Annotated in this window: 18 protein-coding genes and 1 tRNA gene; 12 read left to right on the forward strand and 7 right to left on the reverse strand. The window is 69.0% G+C overall.

Annotated features, from left to right (window positions below; genetic code table 11):
* Positions 1 to 21 precede the first annotated feature (21 nt).
* A complete protein-coding gene (gene mce, locus LCL61_RS34360) occupies positions 22 to 471 on the forward strand; it encodes a methylmalonyl-CoA epimerase (RefSeq protein WP_340683599.1) in 450 nt (149 codons plus the stop codon).
* Here the strand turns inward: mce and LCL61_RS34365 are convergent.
* On the reverse strand, positions 465 to 1,028 hold the full coding sequence (locus LCL61_RS34365; protein ID WP_125673592.1) for a TetR/AcrR family transcriptional regulator: 564 nt from the start codon (positions 1,026 to 1,028) through the stop codon (positions 465 to 467). The genes mce and LCL61_RS34365 overlap by 7 nt on opposite strands.
* A 16-nt stretch (positions 1,029 to 1,044) precedes the next feature.
* Positions 1,045 to 1,413 (reverse strand): SPW repeat protein, encoded by a 369-nt coding sequence (locus LCL61_RS34370; protein ID WP_034315436.1) that lies wholly within the window; start codon positions 1,411 to 1,413, stop codon positions 1,045 to 1,047.
* 204 nt (positions 1,414 to 1,617) lie between these two features.
* On the opposite strand from LCL61_RS34370, the gene ccrA reads away from it, so the two are divergent.
* The 5 genes from ccrA (at position 1,618) to LCL61_RS34395 (ending at position 6,416) form a co-directional block, all read left to right on the forward strand.
* Positions 1,618 to 2,958, forward strand: a complete 1,341-nt coding sequence (gene ccrA, locus LCL61_RS34375; RefSeq protein ID WP_340683600.1) for a crotonyl-CoA carboxylase/reductase — start codon at positions 1,618 to 1,620, stop codon at positions 2,956 to 2,958.
* Between the two features lie 77 nt (positions 2,959 to 3,035).
* Positions 3,036 to 4,172 (forward strand): chromosome segregation protein, encoded by a 1,137-nt coding sequence (locus LCL61_RS34380; RefSeq protein ID WP_340683601.1) that lies wholly within the window; start codon positions 3,036 to 3,038, stop codon positions 4,170 to 4,172.
* Between the two features lie 105 nt (positions 4,173 to 4,277).
* Entirely contained in the window at positions 4,278 to 4,727 is a 450-nt protein-coding gene (locus LCL61_RS34385; protein WP_340683602.1) for a universal stress protein, read from the forward strand.
* Entirely contained in the window at positions 4,727 to 5,869 is a 1,143-nt protein-coding gene (locus LCL61_RS34390; protein ID WP_340683603.1) for an adenylate/guanylate cyclase domain-containing protein, read from the forward strand. The genes LCL61_RS34385 and LCL61_RS34390 overlap by 1 nt, the downstream gene beginning before the upstream one ends.
* 112 nt (positions 5,870 to 5,981) lie before the next feature.
* Positions 5,982 to 6,416 carry a hypothetical protein gene (locus LCL61_RS34395; RefSeq protein ID WP_340683604.1) on the forward strand — a complete coding sequence of 145 codons (435 nt, stop codon included), beginning with the start codon at positions 5,982 to 5,984 and terminating at the stop codon, positions 6,414 to 6,416.
* 177 nt (positions 6,417 to 6,593) lie between these two features.
* Here the strand turns inward: LCL61_RS34395 and LCL61_RS34400 are convergent, their stop codons facing one another.
* From LCL61_RS34400 to LCL61_RS34410, 3 genes are read right to left on the reverse strand one after another with little or no spacing between them, the layout of a single operon-like run.
* A complete protein-coding gene (locus LCL61_RS34400; RefSeq protein ID WP_340683605.1) occupies positions 6,594 to 7,826 on the reverse strand; it encodes an aldehyde dehydrogenase family protein in 1,233 nt (410 codons plus the stop codon).
* A gap of 52 nt (positions 7,827 to 7,878) precedes the next feature.
* Positions 7,879 to 8,592 (reverse strand): M50 family metallopeptidase, encoded by a 714-nt coding sequence (locus LCL61_RS34405; RefSeq protein ID WP_007031724.1) that lies wholly within the window; start codon positions 8,590 to 8,592, stop codon positions 7,879 to 7,881.
* Positions 8,593 to 8,627: 35 nt separating this feature from the next.
* On the reverse strand, positions 8,628 to 9,569 hold the full coding sequence (locus LCL61_RS34410) for a DNA-3-methyladenine glycosylase 2 family protein (RefSeq protein ID WP_340683606.1): 942 nt from the start codon (positions 9,567 to 9,569) through the stop codon (positions 8,628 to 8,630).
* A gap of 141 nt (positions 9,570 to 9,710) precedes the next feature.
* Between LCL61_RS34410 and LCL61_RS34415 the strand changes: the two genes are divergently transcribed.
* The 3 genes from LCL61_RS34415 (at position 9,711) to LCL61_RS34425 (ending at position 12,828) form a co-directional block, all read left to right on the forward strand.
* A complete protein-coding gene (locus LCL61_RS34415) occupies positions 9,711 to 10,481 on the forward strand; it encodes a class I SAM-dependent methyltransferase (RefSeq protein ID WP_340683607.1) in 771 nt (256 codons plus the stop codon).
* Positions 10,478 to 11,806: a M20 family metallopeptidase gene (locus LCL61_RS34420; protein WP_340683608.1), complete on the forward strand. Its 1,329-nt coding sequence runs from the start codon at positions 10,478 to 10,480 to the stop codon at positions 11,804 to 11,806. The genes LCL61_RS34415 and LCL61_RS34420 overlap by 4 nt, the downstream gene beginning before the upstream one ends.
* A gap of 80 nt (positions 11,807 to 11,886) precedes the next feature.
* A complete protein-coding gene (locus LCL61_RS34425; RefSeq protein WP_340683609.1) occupies positions 11,887 to 12,828 on the forward strand; it encodes a S1C family serine protease in 942 nt (313 codons plus the stop codon).
* Between the two features lie 87 nt (positions 12,829 to 12,915).
* Here LCL61_RS34425 and LCL61_RS34430 read toward each other — a convergent pair whose 3' ends face one another.
* Positions 12,916 to 13,293 carry a DUF3224 domain-containing protein gene (locus LCL61_RS34430; protein ID WP_340683610.1) on the reverse strand — a complete coding sequence of 126 codons (378 nt, stop codon included), beginning with the start codon at positions 13,291 to 13,293 and terminating at the stop codon, positions 12,916 to 12,918.
* A 46-nt stretch (positions 13,294 to 13,339) separates the two neighbouring features.
* Positions 13,340 to 14,866: a helicase HerA-like domain-containing protein gene (locus tag LCL61_RS34435; RefSeq protein WP_340683611.1), complete on the reverse strand. Its 1,527-nt coding sequence runs from the start codon at positions 14,864 to 14,866 to the stop codon at positions 13,340 to 13,342.
* A gap of 112 nt (positions 14,867 to 14,978) precedes the next feature.
* On the opposite strand from LCL61_RS34435, the gene orn reads away from it, so the two are divergent.
* The 3 genes from orn to LCL61_RS34450 all read left to right on the forward strand — a co-directional run bounded on the left by orn (position 14,979) and on the right by LCL61_RS34450 (position 16,207).
* On the forward strand, positions 14,979 to 15,587 hold the full coding sequence (gene orn / locus LCL61_RS34440; protein WP_340683612.1) for an oligoribonuclease: 609 nt from the start codon (positions 14,979 to 14,981) through the stop codon (positions 15,585 to 15,587).
* 77 nt (positions 15,588 to 15,664) lie between these two features.
* Positions 15,665 to 15,740, forward strand: a tRNA-His gene (locus LCL61_RS34445).
* A gap of 191 nt (positions 15,741 to 15,931) precedes the next feature.
* Positions 15,932 to 16,207: a hypothetical protein gene (locus tag LCL61_RS34450; RefSeq protein WP_340683613.1), complete on the forward strand. Its 276-nt coding sequence runs from the start codon at positions 15,932 to 15,934 to the stop codon at positions 16,205 to 16,207.
* The last annotated feature ends 30 nt before the right edge of the window (positions 16,208 to 16,237 follow it).

Here is a 16,237-nt window from a genome sequence, read left to right on the forward strand (position 1 = left end):
CGCGCACCTATCCTGCTCTGCATGAACCAGGCGCTGAAACCGTTCGTGACCGCCATCGACCACGTCGGCATCGCGGTACCCGACCTCGACGCCGCGATCGCCTTCCACACCGAGCATTTCGGCCTGGAGGTCGCGCACGAGGAGGTCAACGAGGAGCAGGGCATCCGCGAGGCGATGCTGCGCGCGCCGGGCACCGCGGGGACCGCGACCGCGATCCAGCTCCTCGCGCCGCTGCGCGACGATTCCGCGATCGGCAAGTTCCTCGCGAAGAGCGGCCCCGGGCTGCAGCAGCTGGCGTATCGAGTGTCCGATGTGGACGCCGCCGCGGCGGCGCTGCGCGCGCAGGGACTGCGGCTGCTCTACGACGAGGCGAAGCGGGGGACATCCAACAGCCGGGTGAACTTCGTGCACCCCAAGGACGCCGGTGGTGTGCTCGTGGAACTGGTCGAGCCCGCGAAGGACGGTCACTGACCTCGCGTCAACGCTGAGGCGATGAAGAGGACCTCGCGGTCTATCTCGGCGGGGTCCCCGTCCTCGGTGTGCCGTGCTGTCGCGTGACGGTGGCTGACCGCCCGCGCGAGCAGTCCCGACGCCGAATCGACGTCGGCGATGGCGACCTTGCCGCCCGTCGCGGCGACGATCACGGCCTTCACCTGCCGGACGAGTTGCTGGAAGCGTTCGGCCAGCGCGTCGCGGACCGCGCGGTGCGTGTCGGCCTCGCGCCACAACAGGTGTGACAGCGCCAAGGACCGGTTGAACCGCCTGTCCAGTTCGACGACGAGGCCGCGAAGACTGCCCGCGAGGTCGCCGGGGACGACCACGACGGCCGGTTCGATCCGGGCGTCGGGCAGTTCGGCGACCAGCGCGGCCAGCAGATCCGACTTACGCCGGAAGTAGTAGTGCACCAGGCCTTTCGGCACGCCCGCCCGCTCCGCGATCCGCGAAGTGGGCGTGGCGTCGAAACCGGATTCGGCGAAGAGCGCCTCCGCGGCTCGCAGGATGCGCTGTTTCGCCGAATCCTCTTTCACGCCGTTTCCTCCTGGGTCAGTGCTGCCCCGCCGTCCGGTGCGTCGCCTGGGCGATCGGCATCGCCGCCGCCCCGGCCACCACGGTCAGGACGCCGCCGATCCAGGCGGTCCAGGACGCGCCCATGAAGTCGGCGTATCCCATGACCCAGGGCGAAATGAACAGCAGCGCGCCCAGGACGATCTGAATGCCTTCGCCGTAGACCATGCCAGGCATCGCAAGCGACGCGAGACCGTCGAGGGCGATCAGCGCGCCGAGAATGACGAGCGTCCACATGGCGGTGTTGTCCGTGGTCATCCAGAGGGGTGAAAGCGCGACCACGACACCGATGACCACCTCCGCCCAGTCATGGGGACGGGTCCAAGGGCGCGTCGTGGGTTCGTTCATGCGTGCTCACCTCCGAAAATCGGCTGAACCTGCAGGTCGGAGAGATCTCCACCGCCCATGGTCCGCTTGGTTGGCCGGCCGGTCAAGACCGGTCGATAACGCTTCGGGATGTGTACGTGCTCCACGTCTCGTACAGTTGTGGACCTGGTTACCCATGAGTAATTTAAGGCGCCACACGCCGTCCCCCCATTCGCGGAGGTTCCGATGTCGCAGCTCGGCGAGATCCAGCAGGCCATTCTGAACGATGACCTCGGCGCCGTGGCGTCGCTCGACGTGCCGGAGTCCTATCGCGGGGTGACCGTGCACAAGGACGAGGCCGGCATGTTCGAAGGCCTCGAAAGCCGCGACAAGGACCCGCGCAAGTCGCTGCATGTCGACGAGGTCCCGACGCCGGAACTCGGCCCCGGCGAGGCGCTGGTCGCGGTCATGGCGAGCGCGATCAACTACAACACCGTCTGGACCTCGATCTTCGAACCGGTCTCGACGTTCAAGTTCCTGGAGCGCTACGGGCGGCTTTCGCCGCTGTCGAAGCGTCACGACCTGCCCTATCACGTCGTCGGCTCGGACCTGTCCGGCGTCGTGCTGCGCACCGGCCCCGGCGTGCACAACTGGAAGCCGGGCGACGAGGTCGTCGCGCACTGCCTCAACGTCGAACTCGAGGGCCCGGACGGGCACAACGACACGATGCTCGACACCGAGCAGCGGATCTGGGGTTTCGAGACCAACTTCGGCGGGCTCGCGGAGATCGCGCTCGTGAAGGCGAATCAGCTGATGCCCAAGCCGGGACACCTCACCTGGGAGGAAGCCGCCTCCCCCGGCCTGGTGAATTCCACGGCCTACCGCCAGCTCGTCTCGCGCAACGGCGCCGACATGAAGCAGGGCGACGTCGTGCTGATTTGGGGCGCTTCGGGCGGCCTCGGCTCCTACGCGACGCAGTACGCGCTCAACGGCGGCGCGATCCCGGTGTGCGTGGTCTCCAGCCCCGAAAAGGCGGAGATCTGCCGGAAGCTCGGCGCGGAGCTGATCATCGACCGCAACGCCGAGGGCTACAAGTTCTGGAAGGACGAGCACAACCAGGACCCGAAGGAGTGGCAGCGGTTCGGCAAGAAGATCCGCGAGCTGACCGGCGGCGAGGACCCGGACATCGTCTTCGAGCACCCTGGCCGCGAAACCTTCGGCGCGTCCGTCTACGCCGCGCGCAAGGGCGGCACGATCGTCACGTGCGCGTCGACTTCCGGCTACATGCACCAGTTCGACAACCGCTACCTCTGGATGAACCTGAAGCGGATCATCGGCAGCCACTTCGCCAACTACCGCGAATCGTGGGAGGCGAACCGGCTGATCGCGAAAGGTCTGATCCACCCGACGCTGTCGAAGACCTACTCGCTCGAGGACACCGGGCAGGCCGCGCTGGACGTCCACCGCAACGCGCATCAGGGCAAGGTCGGCGTGCTCGCCCTTGCGCCGGAAGAAGGTCTGGGTGTCCGGAACCACGAGCTGCGCGAAAAGCACATCGACGGGATCAACGCTTTCCGGAACGTTTAGCGCGCCGAACCCTGCTTTCGCCGCGCGTTGCGTGGGTGCTCACCCTTCCGTGACTCCAGCTCGACTACGGTAGAAGGATGAGCCTTGGCGAGGAACGGGAGCTAGTGCCGCTGGGAGCCGGCTTCGACGTGGCGAAGCGCGGTTACAGCCGTGCGCAGGTCGACGAACATCTCGAACGGCTGGACGCCGATCTGAAGATGCTCACCGCCGATCGCGATGCCGCCATCGGACAGGCGGGCGACCTGGCACGGCAGCTGGAGATCGCGCGCGGCGAGATCGCGGACCTGCGCGGGCAGGTCGACAGGCTCGCCCAGCCGCCGACGAGTGTCGAAGGCCTTTCCGAGCGCCTGCAGCGCATGTTGCGGCTCGCGCAGGACGAGGCCGCCGACACCAAGGCGCGCGCGGAAGCCGAAGCCGGGCACATCCGCGCCAAGGCCGAGACCGACGCGAGCGCCATGCGGGCCCGCTACGAGCAGCTGCTCAACGAGCTCGACCTCCGTCGCAAGGAGATGGAGGCCGAGCACCGCGGCGTGCTGGAGAAGGCTCGCGCCGAGGCGAAGGACATCACCGACAAGGCGAAGGCCGAGCGCGACAAGCTCGACGCCGAGGCGCAGCAGCGCCGCACGCAGGTCGAAGAGGACTTCGAGATCGCGATGGCGTCGCGGCGCACCGAGGCCATGCACGCGCTGGCCGAGCAGGAGGCCGCGAGCAAGGCCGAGGCGGCCCGCCGCGTCCGCGAGGCCACCGAGGACGCCGCCGCCATCCGCGCGAAGGTGCTCGAAGAGGAGACGGCGGCCAAGGCCGACATCGAGCGCCGTCAGCGCGAGTCCGTCGCCGACGCCAACAAGCGCAAGCAGGACTCGATCACCGAGGCCAACGCCCGGCTCGCCGAGGCGGCCGACGAGGCACGCCGCCGCGTCCGGCAGGCCACCGAAGAGTCCAACCGGCGGATCACACAGGCCACCGAGCGGGTCGAAGCGCTCCGCAAGGTGCGCTCCAGCCTGGCCGAGCAGGTCCGCTCCGCGCGGGCCGCGCTCGCCGAGGCGACGCACGTGCTCGGCGACGAACCGCATGTCCCGGCGGACCTGAAGGCGAAGCCGTCGCCCGACGCGGAAGCCACCGTGCAGCTCCGGACGGCCGATGTGCCGAAGGCCACATCCGGCGCGAAGCCTTCACCGCGACCTGCGGCAGCGCAGAAACCGACTGGCGAGTAACCTTTTCACCCGACCGTGCTCACGGCGGCCTGCGAGGCCGCCGACGAGCGGTTATCGTCGCTGCTCGCGCGCAGGTGCGGGCTGTCAGATCGGTGGAGGTTGCGGATGGCTGCATATCGGACCGTGGTCGTGGGCACGGACGGATCGGATTCCTCGTTCGCCGCGGTCGACCGGGCGGCGGGTGTCGCCGGGGACTCCGGAGCGACCCTGGTCATCGTGTGCGCCTACTACCCCGCCACGAAAGGCGACGTGGAGAAGGCGCAGGACGTCCTCGGTGACGAGGCGTACCAGGTGGTGGGCTCGGCACCGGCCGAGGACACCCTCCTGTCCGCCCGCGACCGGGCGGCGAAGGCCGGCGCGAAGACCATCGAGACCGCGGCGGTCGTCGGTGATCCGGTCGACTCGCTGCGCAAGGTCGTCTCCGAGCGCTCCGCGGACCTGCTGGTGGTCGGCAACCGCGGGCTGAACACGCTCGCGGGCCGCATCCTGGGTTCCGTGCCGTCCGAGGTCGCGCGGAAGTCCGGGGTGGACGTGCTCATCGTCCACACCACCTGATGCCCGAACCCGGCGAGATCTCGCCCGACGCGCTGCAACAGCGCCTCGAACGGATCCTGCTCGGCGGAAGGCGCAAGTACACCCGGCTCGAAGTCGCCGAGAAGGCAGGCGTTCCCGAGGAACGCTCTCGGCGCCTTTGGCGTGCGCTGGGCTTCGCGACGGTCGACGACGACGAGGTCGTCTTCACCGACGCCGACATCGAAGCGATCCGCACGGCCGATCAGTTGATGAACTCGGGACTGATCGACCCGAGCATCGAGCTGGCCGTGACCCGCGCGCTGGGCCAGCACCTTTCGCGTCTCGCGGAATGGCAGGTCCACATGCTGTGGACGATGATCACCGAGAACAAGGAGATCGGCAGCAGCGAACGCCAGATCGGGCGGCTCGTCGAGCGGCTGCTGCCCGAGCTGGAGAAGGTGCAGGAATTCGTCTGGCGCCGCCACCTGGCCGCCTACGCGGGCCGGGCGCTGGCACTGCCGGACGAAGACCTCGAAGCGAGGACCGAGGTGGTCGGCTTCGTCGACATGGTCGGCTACACCCGGCTGACCAGGCAGGTCGACGAAGAAGAGCTGACCGACATCCTCGACCGGTTCGAATCCGTCGCCACCGAGGTGGTCGCGGATCACCACGGGCGGATCGTGAAGATGATCGGCGACGAGGTCCTGTTCGTCGCCGATTCCGCCGTCGACGGGGCCGAGATCGCCCTCGCCCTGTCCGAACGCGCCGACGCCGACGAGACCTTGCCCTCCGTGCGCGCGGGGCTGGCTTCGGGCCGGATCCTCAGCCGGTTCGGCGACGTCTACGGCTCGGTCGTGAACCTCGCGGCCCGCCTCACCTCGACCGCGCGGCCGGGCACCATCCTGGTCGACAAGGAACTCGCCGGCGAGCTTTCGGGGTTCCCGCAGTACGAGGTCCGCTCGCGGCGGCCGGTTTCGGTGCGGGGCTACAACCGGCTGAGGCCTTCGTCCCTGCGCCGGGCGCGGGACCGGCCTTCGGGCATGTTCGCGTCTTCGCAACAGCTCGCCGCGGAGATGCTGGGGCTGGGCGACGCCACTCCGGACCCGACGCCCGCTTCGGACGAGGTCGAGGACGCCACCGCGGACTCATTGCCGCCGCGGCCCAGGCGGCGACGGCGGCGCTGAGCCCCTGACGGGGAGAGCAAGGGACCTTTGCTACTGCGGTGGCCGTGTTAACGGGAGTGCTGTTCGGCGCGAGTTAGGTGCGACGCATCGGCATACCGACCTGGAGGCTGCAATGGTGGTCACCCGACGCGCGGTCATTTTCGCGCTGACCTTTCTCGTCGCGGTCGCGGCGGCGGCTGTGACCATCGTGTTGGCCACCTCCGGTTCCAAAGAAGCCGACACCTTCACGCTGAAGGGAACGCTTTACGTCGCCAAGTGCATGAGCTCCGGCTACGGAGACCTTCTCCCCGGCGCGCAGGTCGAGGTGACGGACCAGAGCGGCGAGATGCTGGGCGTGGGAGCCGTAGAGCTCTCGGATGCGGTCACCAACCGCAAGTCCGGCGAAACGCCCGACTTGAAGGCCATCTGTACGAGCAAGTTCTCGGTCGCGAACATCCCGACGGGTCGGAAGATGTACGGCGTTCACGTCGGCAACGCGAACCGAGGCGTCATCTGGAAGCCCGAGTCCGAGGCGAAACAGGGGTTCGAGCTCAGCATCGGTTCCTGACCGGGACCGTGTGGATTTTGGGACGTCAGATGTCCCAAAATCCACACGGTCNACTGGGATGCGACCCGCGATCCACGCGAGATGGAGGACCCGATGTCCCAAAATCCACACGGTCGGCTCACCACGGCCGCGGCCGAAGCAAGGGACCTTTGCTACCGCCAGGCGACCAACGCGAGGTCAGGCGGGCAGCACGGCGTACTGGCGCACGTAGAGATCGGTGTAGGTGACCGGACCGCGCGGGCCGGGGACCTTGTCCAGGTTGATGCCGGTCTCGGGGACGGCGAGGAGCTTGAAGCCGTCGAGTAGCCGGGTCGGGGCGTTCCAGAAGACGCCGGTGCCGGTGTACGCGTCGAAGAACGCGTCGGCCGCTTCGCTGCTTTCGGTTGCGATGCCGGCAGCCAGGCCGGAGGTCCGCTCGTTGGCGATCTCCGCCGCTTCGGGCAGGCCGGAGACCTTCGCGACGGTGACGGTCGCTTCGCGGTCCGAGTCGAGCGCCCATTCGTAGCCGATGGCGTGCTCGTGCGGGGCGAGCGACGGCGTGACTCCGCGCTCGGCCAGCGCGCCGGAGATGCCGGGCCACACGCGGTCGTGCGCGTCTTCGTGGATCAGCAGCAGGTTCAGCCGGTTGCAGACGCCGAGCCGGTCGAGGCTGTCGAAGACCAGGTCGCGCACCTTGTCGGTGTCGGCCGCCTCGTCGACGTACAGCACGCCGCCGCCGTCGGCGTGCGCCAGCGTGCGGACGCCGTGGACGGCCGCCTCGGTGGCCAGCGCCCGGGTGCTGTCACCGCTGCCGCGCAGGATGACCAGCGGTACGAGCGTGGGGAAACGGACCAGCGCGGAAGCCGCTTCACGCTCGGCCCGCGGCACCAGCTGGATGACGTCCGGGTCGATTCCCGCCTCGGAGAGCGCGGGCGCGATCACGGTCTCGCGCAGACGCTGGGCCGAGCCGAGCGCGGCGGAACCCGTGCGGAGCACGCCACCGTTGCGCGACTTCACCAGCTGCGAGGCGACGTCCACCGTGACGTTCGGGCGCGCTTCGTAGTTCGCGCCGATCACGCCGACTGGGCGGCGGCGTTCCACCAGCCGCAGCCCTCCGTCCAAAGTGGACACATCGACGGAGCGCTCCTGATGCGGCGCGCCCGCCAGGAGACGGAGCTGTTCGGCCATGCCGGTCAGCCGCTCGGGCGTGATGGTGAGCCTGTCGAGCAGGCCCGCGCTCATGCCGTCCTCGCGTGCCTTGGCGATGTCGGCCTGGTTCGCTTCGAGCACGACGTCGGCGTGCTCGACCAGCTTGTCCGCCATGGCGTTCAGCGCGGCGTCGATCGCCTCCGCGGTGGCGGCGGCCAGCGACGGCGCGGCCCGTTTCGCCGATCGAGCGCATTCCTCGACGGCCTTGGCGACCTCATCCATCTGCTGACTCCTTCCGCGCGGAACGAGCCATCAGTCTGCCGTACCGCCCCGGTCAGGCGACGGTCGGCTCCAGCAGCCACAACCCGCCCGCGAAGAGACAGCTCACCGTCAGCACGGCCATCACCAGCACCCACAGCACCGCGGGCATCCCGGTGAGCCTGCCGAGCTGATCGGCGTCGGAATCCCGCGCCGCTCCCCGGCGCCGCTTGATCTGGAGCTCGACCACCGGCCGGACACCGCCGAACAGCAGGAACCAGGTCAGCAGGTAGACGAAGATCGCCTGGAACCACGAGGGCGCCACCAGCGCGACCAGCCCGAGCACCACCGAGCTGGCGACCACGGTGAACACGCCGTAGGTGTTGCGCACCATCACCAGCACGCCCAGCAGCATCAACGCCATCATGATCAGCACGACGGTGATCAGGTCCGACGAGAGCAGCCCCGCGAACACCAGCCCGAGCACGGCGGCCGCCGGGTACCCGGCCAGCGCGGTGAACGCCATCCCCGGGCCCTCCGGTTTGCCACGGGAGACCGTGACGCCGGAGGTGTCCGAGTGCAGCTTGATGCCCTGCAGCCGACGGCCGACCAGCACCGCCGCCAGCGCGTGACCCGCCTCGTGGACGAGCGTGATCAGGTTGCGGGCGATCCGCCAAGGCCTGCCTGAGAGCACCACGAGCAGCGCGAGACCACCGGTGACCAGGGTGATCGTGCCGGGCGGGGTGGACTGGGCGATGTCGGAAACCGTTTCGGCGGGAGACGAGCTCACCTCACCAGCTCACCACAAGCCGGATATGTCCCGTGTCAGGCGGTCATCGAACCCCCGATCCCGCGCGTGCGAAACTCCCCGTCGTTGCGCAGGGCGAAAGCCACCCAGCTGCGGAACGGCCGCCACACCGCGGACAGCTCCTCCAACTCCTCGGGTGGCGCCATCGGCAGGTCGTACGCGGCCCGCATGGCCTCCTGTAACCGGGGCTCGCCACTGGGGAAGACGTCCGGATGCCCGGCACCACGGATCAGGATCAGCTGTGCCGAGAACGGGCCGATCCCAGGCAAGCGCTGCAACCAGCGCAACGCGTCCGGCACCGGCATCGCGCGCAGGTACGCGGCGTCGAGCAGACCGTCCTTGGCGGCGTTGGCCACCGCGCGCAACCGCTCGGCCTTCACCTCCGGCAGGCCGCGCCCCACCTCCGGCACGGCCAGTACGTCCGGCGCCGGGAACGACCTGAGGACCTTCCCGCCGACGTCCACCGGCCTGCCGAATTCCTCGGCGAGCCGTCGTTTCACCGTGGCGGCCTGGGACATCCGCGCCCGGTGGCTCAGGATCGCCCAGCAGGCGGCTTCATAGGGCGAATGGAACAGCACCGGCCGCAGGCCGGGGTGCGCCTGCTGGAGGCGGCGCACCACGGGATCCGCCGTGCCGATCTTGGCGAAGCCGACGCCGTCGACGTCCACCGACAGGATCCGCCGGACCTGGGCGCCGACTTCGACGGCGAGCCCCTCTTCGGCGAAGACCTCCACCTCGATCGAACCGGGCGATCTCTGTCTGACGGCCGCACCGACGTGCTCCCAGCCCGCTTCGGCGGGAAAGGCGAAGCGCAGGGTGCCGGGTTCGGCGGCGGCGTCCGCGCGGCACGCGGGCGGGAAATCGGTCAGGAAGCGGATGGACTTGTCGAGGTCGAACGGGCCGCGCACCGGGATGCGGAGCGTGGTCGTTGCGGTGTGCTGCAGGATCGAGCCGGTCATTTCGGGCTCCTTCGGCTGGGGAACGGCGACTCCCTCCGACGTTAGAGACGGCCACCGACAGTTTCGGGTCGCGGCGGCGCGAATGTCGCGAACGGGCCGGTCATGGCAGATTCTCCGGTGAGGACCGTGAAGGGAGCAGCCATGCCGGACCATCGCGAACGTCTCGAAAGCCTGCTGCGGCCGGGCACCACGCCCCGCACCACCGGGAAGGGTTTCCTTGACCTGCTGGGAGAAATCCCGCAGGCGGGGCCGCCGACCGGACTCGCGCAGCGGCTGATGCGCACCTCCGCCGTGCCGATGATCTACGAACGGTACTGGCGCCCGACGCTGGGCAGGGTCGCGAAAGGACTGAACGGCCCGACGATGGCGGACGAGGTCCGCATCGCGATCGAAGCGCTCGGCCTGCGCGCCGGTCAGGTCGTGCTGGACGTCGCCTGCGGCACCGGCCGGTTCACCCGTGCCTTCGGCGAAGCGGTCGGGCCGGACGGCCTGTCGATCGGGCTCGACGGTTCGGTCACCATGCTGGAGAAGGCGCTCGCCGCGGCCAATCCCCCATCGGTGACCTATCTGCGCGCCGACGCCGTCGACCTGCCGCTCGACGATTCCACTGTGGACGCCGTCTGCTGTTTCGCCGCGCTGCACATGTTCGCCGATCCGGACGCGGCGCTGGATTCGTTCGCCCGGGTGCTGAAACCCGGCGGCTCACTGGTGATGCTGACCAGTGCCCGGCACGGCGATCAGCCGATGCGGCTCGCGGACACCGTCCTCGGGAGGCTGAGCGGACAGCGGATGTTCGACCGCGGCGAGATCGCGGTGAAGCTGTTCCGGCGCGGCTTCGACCACGTCGACGAGCGGTACGCCGGTGTCACGCAGATCGTCACGGGCGAGCTAGGCGTTAACATCCGGAAATGATCCGCTCTGAGCACGCTTCGCCGATTCCTCCCGACGACGGCTACCTCCGCTCGCTGGTCGACGCGACCGCGGACGCCGTCGCCGCGGCCGAACCCCTCGGTTCGCCCCATGACGGCGCGGACGCCACCACACGAGACGCCGTGAGCGCCGAGATCCGCGCGCTGGCGGCGGAATTGGTGGGGCTGAGCCAGGACCTGCACGCTCATCCGGAAGAGGGGTTCGCCGAGCACCGCTCGGTCCGAGCGCTCGGGGACCTGCTCGAGCGGCACGGCCACGAGGTGACGATCGGTACGGGCGGGCTGGACACCGCCTTGGTCGCGACCACCCCCGGCAGCGGGCCGCATATCGCGGTCCTTTCCGAATACGACGCGCTTCCCGGGCTCGGCCACGGCTGCGGGCACAACGTCATCTGCACCGCGGGCGCGGGTGGTTTCCTCGGCGCGGCCGCGGTCGCCGAACGGCTGGGCGGCCGGGTCTCGCTGATCGGCACGCCGGCGGAGGAAGGTGGCGGCGGCAAGGAGACCATGGCCCGCGCCGGCGTTTTCGACGACGTCGACGCCGTGGTCATGCTGCATCCGTTCAGCCACGACATCGCCATGCACCCGTTCCTCGGCAGGCGGCAGCTGGAAATGGTCTTTCACGGTGTCGGCGCGCACGCCTCGGCTCAGCCGTTCATGGGCCGCAACGCGCTCGACGCCGCCGTCGCCGCGTACCAGGGAGTCGCGGCGCTTCGGCAGCATCTGCCTTCCAGCGACCGCGTCCACGGGGTCTTCACCGACGGCGGCGCGCGGCCGAACGTCGTCCCCGAACGCGCGGCCCTGCTGTTCTATCTCCGCTCCGCGCAGCCGGACACGCTGCGCGACCTCGCCGAGCGGGTTTCGGCGATCGCGCGCGGCGCGGCGGAAATGACCGGCTGCGGAGTCGAACTGCTGTGGGACGCCCAGCCCGCGTATCTGCCGATCCGGTTCAACACCACCCTCGCCGGCCGCTGGTCGGTGCACCAGGTCGACGCCGGCCGCAAACCGCTGCCGCCCGGTATCGTGCCCGAATTCCTCACCGGCTCGACGGATCTCGGCAACCTTTCCTACCGGATGCCCGCGATCCACCCGATGATCGCCATCGCCGGACCGACGACCGCCTTGCACACCAAGGAGTTCGCGGCCGCGGCCGGTTCGCCGGACGGCGATCGCGCGGTCGTCGACGGCGCGCTGGGGCTGGCGCTGACCGCCGTCGACTACCTGGCCGACGCGGAACTCCGCGCCGCGGTGCACGAGGAGTTCGAGGCGTCGGGCGGAGCGTTGGACGTGCCGGCTTTCTTCGGCTGAGCGTTCTCAGGTAATTCTTCTCAGGAAAGCACAGGGGGATTCCACAGGCGGTTCACAAGTACGGGCGCGAATCTTGGTCCATGACCGAGAACGAGAGTCGGCCAGGCCCCGCCTCAACCGGTGGGCACCAGCCGCCGCACCAGCAGCAGTACCCCGGTTACACCCCTTGGCAGGCCGCGCCGAATCCACTCGTCACCCCGCCGCCGCGCAAGAAGGGCGGCAAGATCGCCGTCCTCGTCAGTGCGACGGCGCTCGCCGCCGCACTCGTCGGCGGTGTCGGCGGAGCGGCGATCATGGGCCTCGGCTCCGCGTCGTCGGCGTCGGGTACGGGTTCGTCCGCGGTCGCCAACGGGCAACTGGTCGGGAACAACACTTCGGGTGACGTGAGCGGGGTCGCCGCGAAGGTGACGCCGAGCGTCGTGCAGGTGAACGTGACCACCGCGCAGGGTGAGGCCGTCGGCTCCGGCGTCATCCTGACGGCGGACGGGCGCATCCTCACCAACGCCCACGTGGTCGCCGACGCCGAGGGCGACGTGACCGTCACCCTGTCGGACGGCAAGCAGTACAAGGCGAGCGTGGTCGGCGCCGACACGAAGGCCGACATCGCCGTGCTCCAGGCGAAGGACGCGAGCGGCCTGACCGCGGCCTCGCTCGGCGATTCCAGCAAGCTCGCCGTCGGCCAGCAGGTCGTCGCGATCGGCTCGCCCGGCGGGCTGCAGAACACCGTGACCACCGGGATCGTGAGCGCGCTGAACCGCAAGCTCGACGAGTTGAGCAGCGGCCAGGAGCGGCGCTCGCCCTACAGCAGGACCATGAACGAAGCCGGGCCGAGCTACACCGCGATCCAGACCGACGCCCCGATCAACCAGGGCAACTCGGGCGGGGCGCTGGTGGACGCGCAGGGGAACGTCATCGGCATCAACTCGGCGCTGTACAACCCGGCCTCGACGGGCAGCATCGGCATCGGTTTCGCGATCCCGATCAACGACGCGAAGAAGATCGTCGAGCAGATAGTCGGCTGACCCCGCCGTCTGGACCGCTGTCAGGGGGCGGCCCAGCAGGCACAGTCCGTGAAGGCCTCCTTCTCACAAGGAGGCCTTCACGGACTTTCAGAGTTCGTACGTGAGGGTGAAGGTGTGGTTGCCCTCATCGTCCTTGACGATCTCCGCCGTTCCGGTGATGCCTGCCAGGTCACCGTGACCGGATCCCGGCAAGACGATCAGGTGATGCCCGTTCTCCCCCGCCGAGTGATGCAGGACGAAGCCGCCCTTACGCCCGCCGACGGAGACGGCCAGCCGCTCGAAGGCGACGTACGCCGACGACGTCTCGTTCACCGCCGTGAGCATCTCGACGGCGCTGGTGCCTTCGACGTCACCGGTGAACGTCTTGGTCAGAAGCACCCGCGAGAACTCGGTGCCTTCGGCCTTCTCGTTGGCTTGGGGATCCCAGCCGTCCACGGTGAACGACGCTGTCGCGGTGTTGGTCATGCCGCCGACCCTGCCGGACATACCTGACAGATCGCGTCAGGTTTCCTCACCGCCTCCGGTTCCCGAAGAGACCACGGGTGATCTCCCGTCCCAGCGCGCTCGCCGCCGAGCGGAGGAACGACTTCACCGCCGGGTTCTTCATCGCCTGCTCCACCATCCCCGGCTCCTGTTTCTCCGGCTTCGGAGCGGGAGCCTCGGGCGGCGGCGCCTCACCGGCGGGCGGCGCGGCCACCTTCGCGGCGAGCTTCTCGTAGGCCGACTCACGGTCGATCGTCTCGGAGTACTTCGCGTGCAGGCCCGAAGACGTCGTCGCCGCTGTGATGGCTTCGGTGCCGATGGAGCCCATCTTCGAACGCGGAGCACGCAGGCGGGTCCACGCGACCGGCGTCGGCGCGCCGCGTTCGGAAAGGACGGTGACGATCGCTTCGCCGATGCCGAGCGACGTCAGCGCCGAGTCCAGCTCGTAGTGCTTCGTCTTCGGGTACGTCTTCACCGTCTTCGTCAGCGCCGCCTGGTCCTCGGGCGTGAACGCGCGCAACGCGTGCTGCACCCGCGCGCCGAGCTGGGACAGGACGTTGTTCGGGATGTCCGTCGGAAGCTGGGTGCAGAAGAAGACGCCGACGCCCTTCGACCGGATCAGCTTCACGGTCTGCTCGATGCGCTCCAGGAACGCCTTCGACGCGTCGTTGAACAGCAGGTGCGCCTCGTCGAAGAAGAACACAAGCTTCGGCTTGTCGAGGTCGCCCTCTTCGGGCAGCTCCTCGAACAACTCGGCCAGCAGCCACATGAGGAAGGTCGAGAACAGCGCGGGCTTCGACTGGAGGTTGTCCAGCTCCAGCAAGGTCACCATCGCCTTGCCGTCGGCCTCGCGCATCAGGTCGTGGACGTCCAGCTCGGGCTCGCCGAAGAAGTCCTCGCCGCCCTGAGCCTCCAGATTGGACAGCGCCCGGAGGATCACCCCGGCCGTCGCGGCCGAGACGCCGCCGATGCCCTTGAGGTCCTCCTTGCCCTCGTCACTCGTCAGGTGCGTGATGACCGAGCGGAGGTCCTTCGTGTCCAGCAGCGCCAGCCCGCGCTGATCGGCCCAGTGGAAGATCAGGCCGAGCGTCGACTCCTGGGTTTCGTTGAGCCCCAGCACCTTCGACAGCAGGATCGGGCCGAAACTCGTGATCGTCGCCCGGATCGGCGACCCCTTGCCACCCGTGCCCAGCGACAGGAACTGCACGGGGAAGGCGGCGGGCTCCCAGGAGTCACTCAGTTCTTCCGCGCGCTTGGCGATCTTGTCGTTGCTCTCGCCCTGCGCGGCGAGCCCCGACAGGTCGCCCTTCACGTCCGCCAGCACCACCGGCACTCCCGCGGCCGACAGCTGTTCGGCGATCAGCTGCAGGGTCTTCGTCTTGCCGGTGCCGGTCGCGCCCGCGACCAGCCCGTGCCGGTTCAGCGTCGCCAGCGGCAGGCGGACCGCGGCGCCGGCGTCGGCCTTGCCGTCGATCACGACCGCGCCGAGCTCGACCGCCGCGCCCTCGCTCACGTACCCCTGCGCGATCTCCTGGGCTGGACCTTGTTCGACCACTGTCGCTCCCTGGTCTGTGACATGACTCACCTGAGGATGCACACGCTGCCAGCAACGCGCCGAACCCGCACGTCGCGCGTCACGAATCCCCGGGTCGGGTTAGGGTTTCGGGGTGAACGACCGCCTAGTCTGGATCGACTGCGAGATGACGGGGCTCGACCTCGGCAAGGACGCGTTGATCGAAATAGCCGCGCTGGTGACCGACGCCGAGCTCAACGTCCTCGGCGAAGGCGTCGACATCGTCATCCACGCCGACGACGAAGCCCTCGACGGCATGCCGGAGGTCGTCCGCGAAATGCACGCCCACTCCGGCCTCACCGAAGAGGTCCGGCGCTCCACCGTGACCATGGAAGAAGCCGAGCAGCGCGTGCTCGAGTACATCCGCGCGCACGTGCCCGAGGCCAACGTCGCCCCGCTCGCCGGCAACTCCATCGCCACCGACCGCGGCTTCATCACCCGCGACATGCCCCTCCTCGACGCGCACCTGCACTACCGCATGGTCGACGTCTCGTCGGTGAAGGAACTCGTCCGGCGCTGGTACCCGCGGATCTACTACGCCAAGCCCGAGAAGGGCCTCGCGCACCGCGCGCTCGCCGACATCAAGGAATCCATCGGGGAGCTCGACTACTACCGTCGCGTCGCCTTCGTCCCGCAGCCCGGCCCGACCACCGAACAGGCCAAGGCCGCGGCCGCTGAAGTGCAGGAACGCCACGAAGGGTAACCCGTTGCGAGCCCCTGAAACGGGCACGCTAATATAGTGCGGCCGAGGTGATGGGGAGCTCCCCGAGCCCGGCGATGGTGGGCGTAGCTCAGCTGGTAGAGCACCTGGTTGTGGTCCAGGAGGTCGCGGGTTCGAAACCCGTCGCTCACCCCATCACCCCAGTCTGTTCGGGGCCTTCGGCCCCTCCAAACGGGCTGGGGTTTCGCCTTTTTTCGGGGGCCGAGCCCCCGAACCCCCGCCGGAGGGCTGCGCCCCCGGACCCCCATCAGATCGGTGCCGTGAGGGGCGATCGAGCCGGGCGGATTTGCGCAGCCTCTCCGCCGAACCAGATACCGGCACCGGCGATGACGCCGACACCCGTCACGACCGTGACGGTGAGCCCGCCCAAGCCGACGAAGCCGACCACATCGGCCAAGAAGTCGCCGTGGCGCTGCGAGCCCGGCTATCCGAACTGCACGAAGGCCCAGTCTCAGAAGTACCTCGCCGAGCTCGAGTACCAGAGATGCGTCCGTGATCCAGAGAAGATCTGGGACACCGGCAGGCAGAAGTGCCGCTACAAGACCAGCGGCGAGACGCAATGGGAGCACTTATACGGCACCCTGCCGCCCGGAACGCCATGAGGGGTCCCCTTAGGACGAAATCCGTCCTAA

Source organism: Amycolatopsis coloradensis (assembly GCF_037997115.1).
Lineage (GTDB): Bacteria > Actinomycetota > Actinomycetes > Mycobacteriales > Pseudonocardiaceae > Amycolatopsis > Amycolatopsis coloradensis_A.

Coding starts and splice junctions, on each gene's coding strand:
- mce (WP_340683599.1), top strand. CDS start 22: ATGAACCAGGCGCTGAAACCGTTCGTGACCGCCATCGACCACGTCGGC.
- LCL61_RS34370 (WP_034315436.1), bottom strand. CDS start 1,413: ATGAACGAACCCACGACGCGCCCTTGGACCCGTCCCCATGACTGGGCG.
- ccrA (WP_340683600.1), top strand. CDS start 1,618: ATGTCGCAGCTCGGCGAGATCCAGCAGGCCATTCTGAACGATGACCTC.
- LCL61_RS34380 (WP_340683601.1), top strand. CDS start 3,036: ATGAGCCTTGGCGAGGAACGGGAGCTAGTGCCGCTGGGAGCCGGCTTC.
- LCL61_RS34385 (WP_340683602.1), top strand. CDS start 4,278: ATGGCTGCATATCGGACCGTGGTCGTGGGCACGGACGGATCGGATTCC.
- LCL61_RS34390 (WP_340683603.1), top strand. CDS start 4,727: ATGCCCGAACCCGGCGAGATCTCGCCCGACGCGCTGCAACAGCGCCTC.
- LCL61_RS34395 (WP_340683604.1), top strand. CDS start 5,982: ATGGTGGTCACCCGACGCGCGGTCATTTTCGCGCTGACCTTTCTCGTC.
- LCL61_RS34400 (WP_340683605.1), bottom strand. CDS start 7,826: ATGGATGAGGTCGCCAAGGCCGTCGAGGAATGCGCTCGATCGGCGAAA.
- LCL61_RS34410 (WP_340683606.1), bottom strand. CDS start 9,569: ATGACCGGCTCGATCCTGCAGCACACCGCAACGACCACGCTCCGCATC.
- LCL61_RS34415 (WP_340683607.1), top strand. CDS start 9,711: ATGCCGGACCATCGCGAACGTCTCGAAAGCCTGCTGCGGCCGGGCACC.
- LCL61_RS34420 (WP_340683608.1), top strand. CDS start 10,478: ATGATCCGCTCTGAGCACGCTTCGCCGATTCCTCCCGACGACGGCTAC.
- LCL61_RS34425 (WP_340683609.1), top strand. CDS start 11,887: ATGACCGAGAACGAGAGTCGGCCAGGCCCCGCCTCAACCGGTGGGCAC.
- LCL61_RS34430 (WP_340683610.1), bottom strand. CDS start 13,293: ATGACCAACACCGCGACAGCGTCGTTCACCGTGGACGGCTGGGATCCC.
- LCL61_RS34450 (WP_340683613.1), top strand. CDS start 15,932: ATGACGCCGACACCCGTCACGACCGTGACGGTGAGCCCGCCCAAGCCG.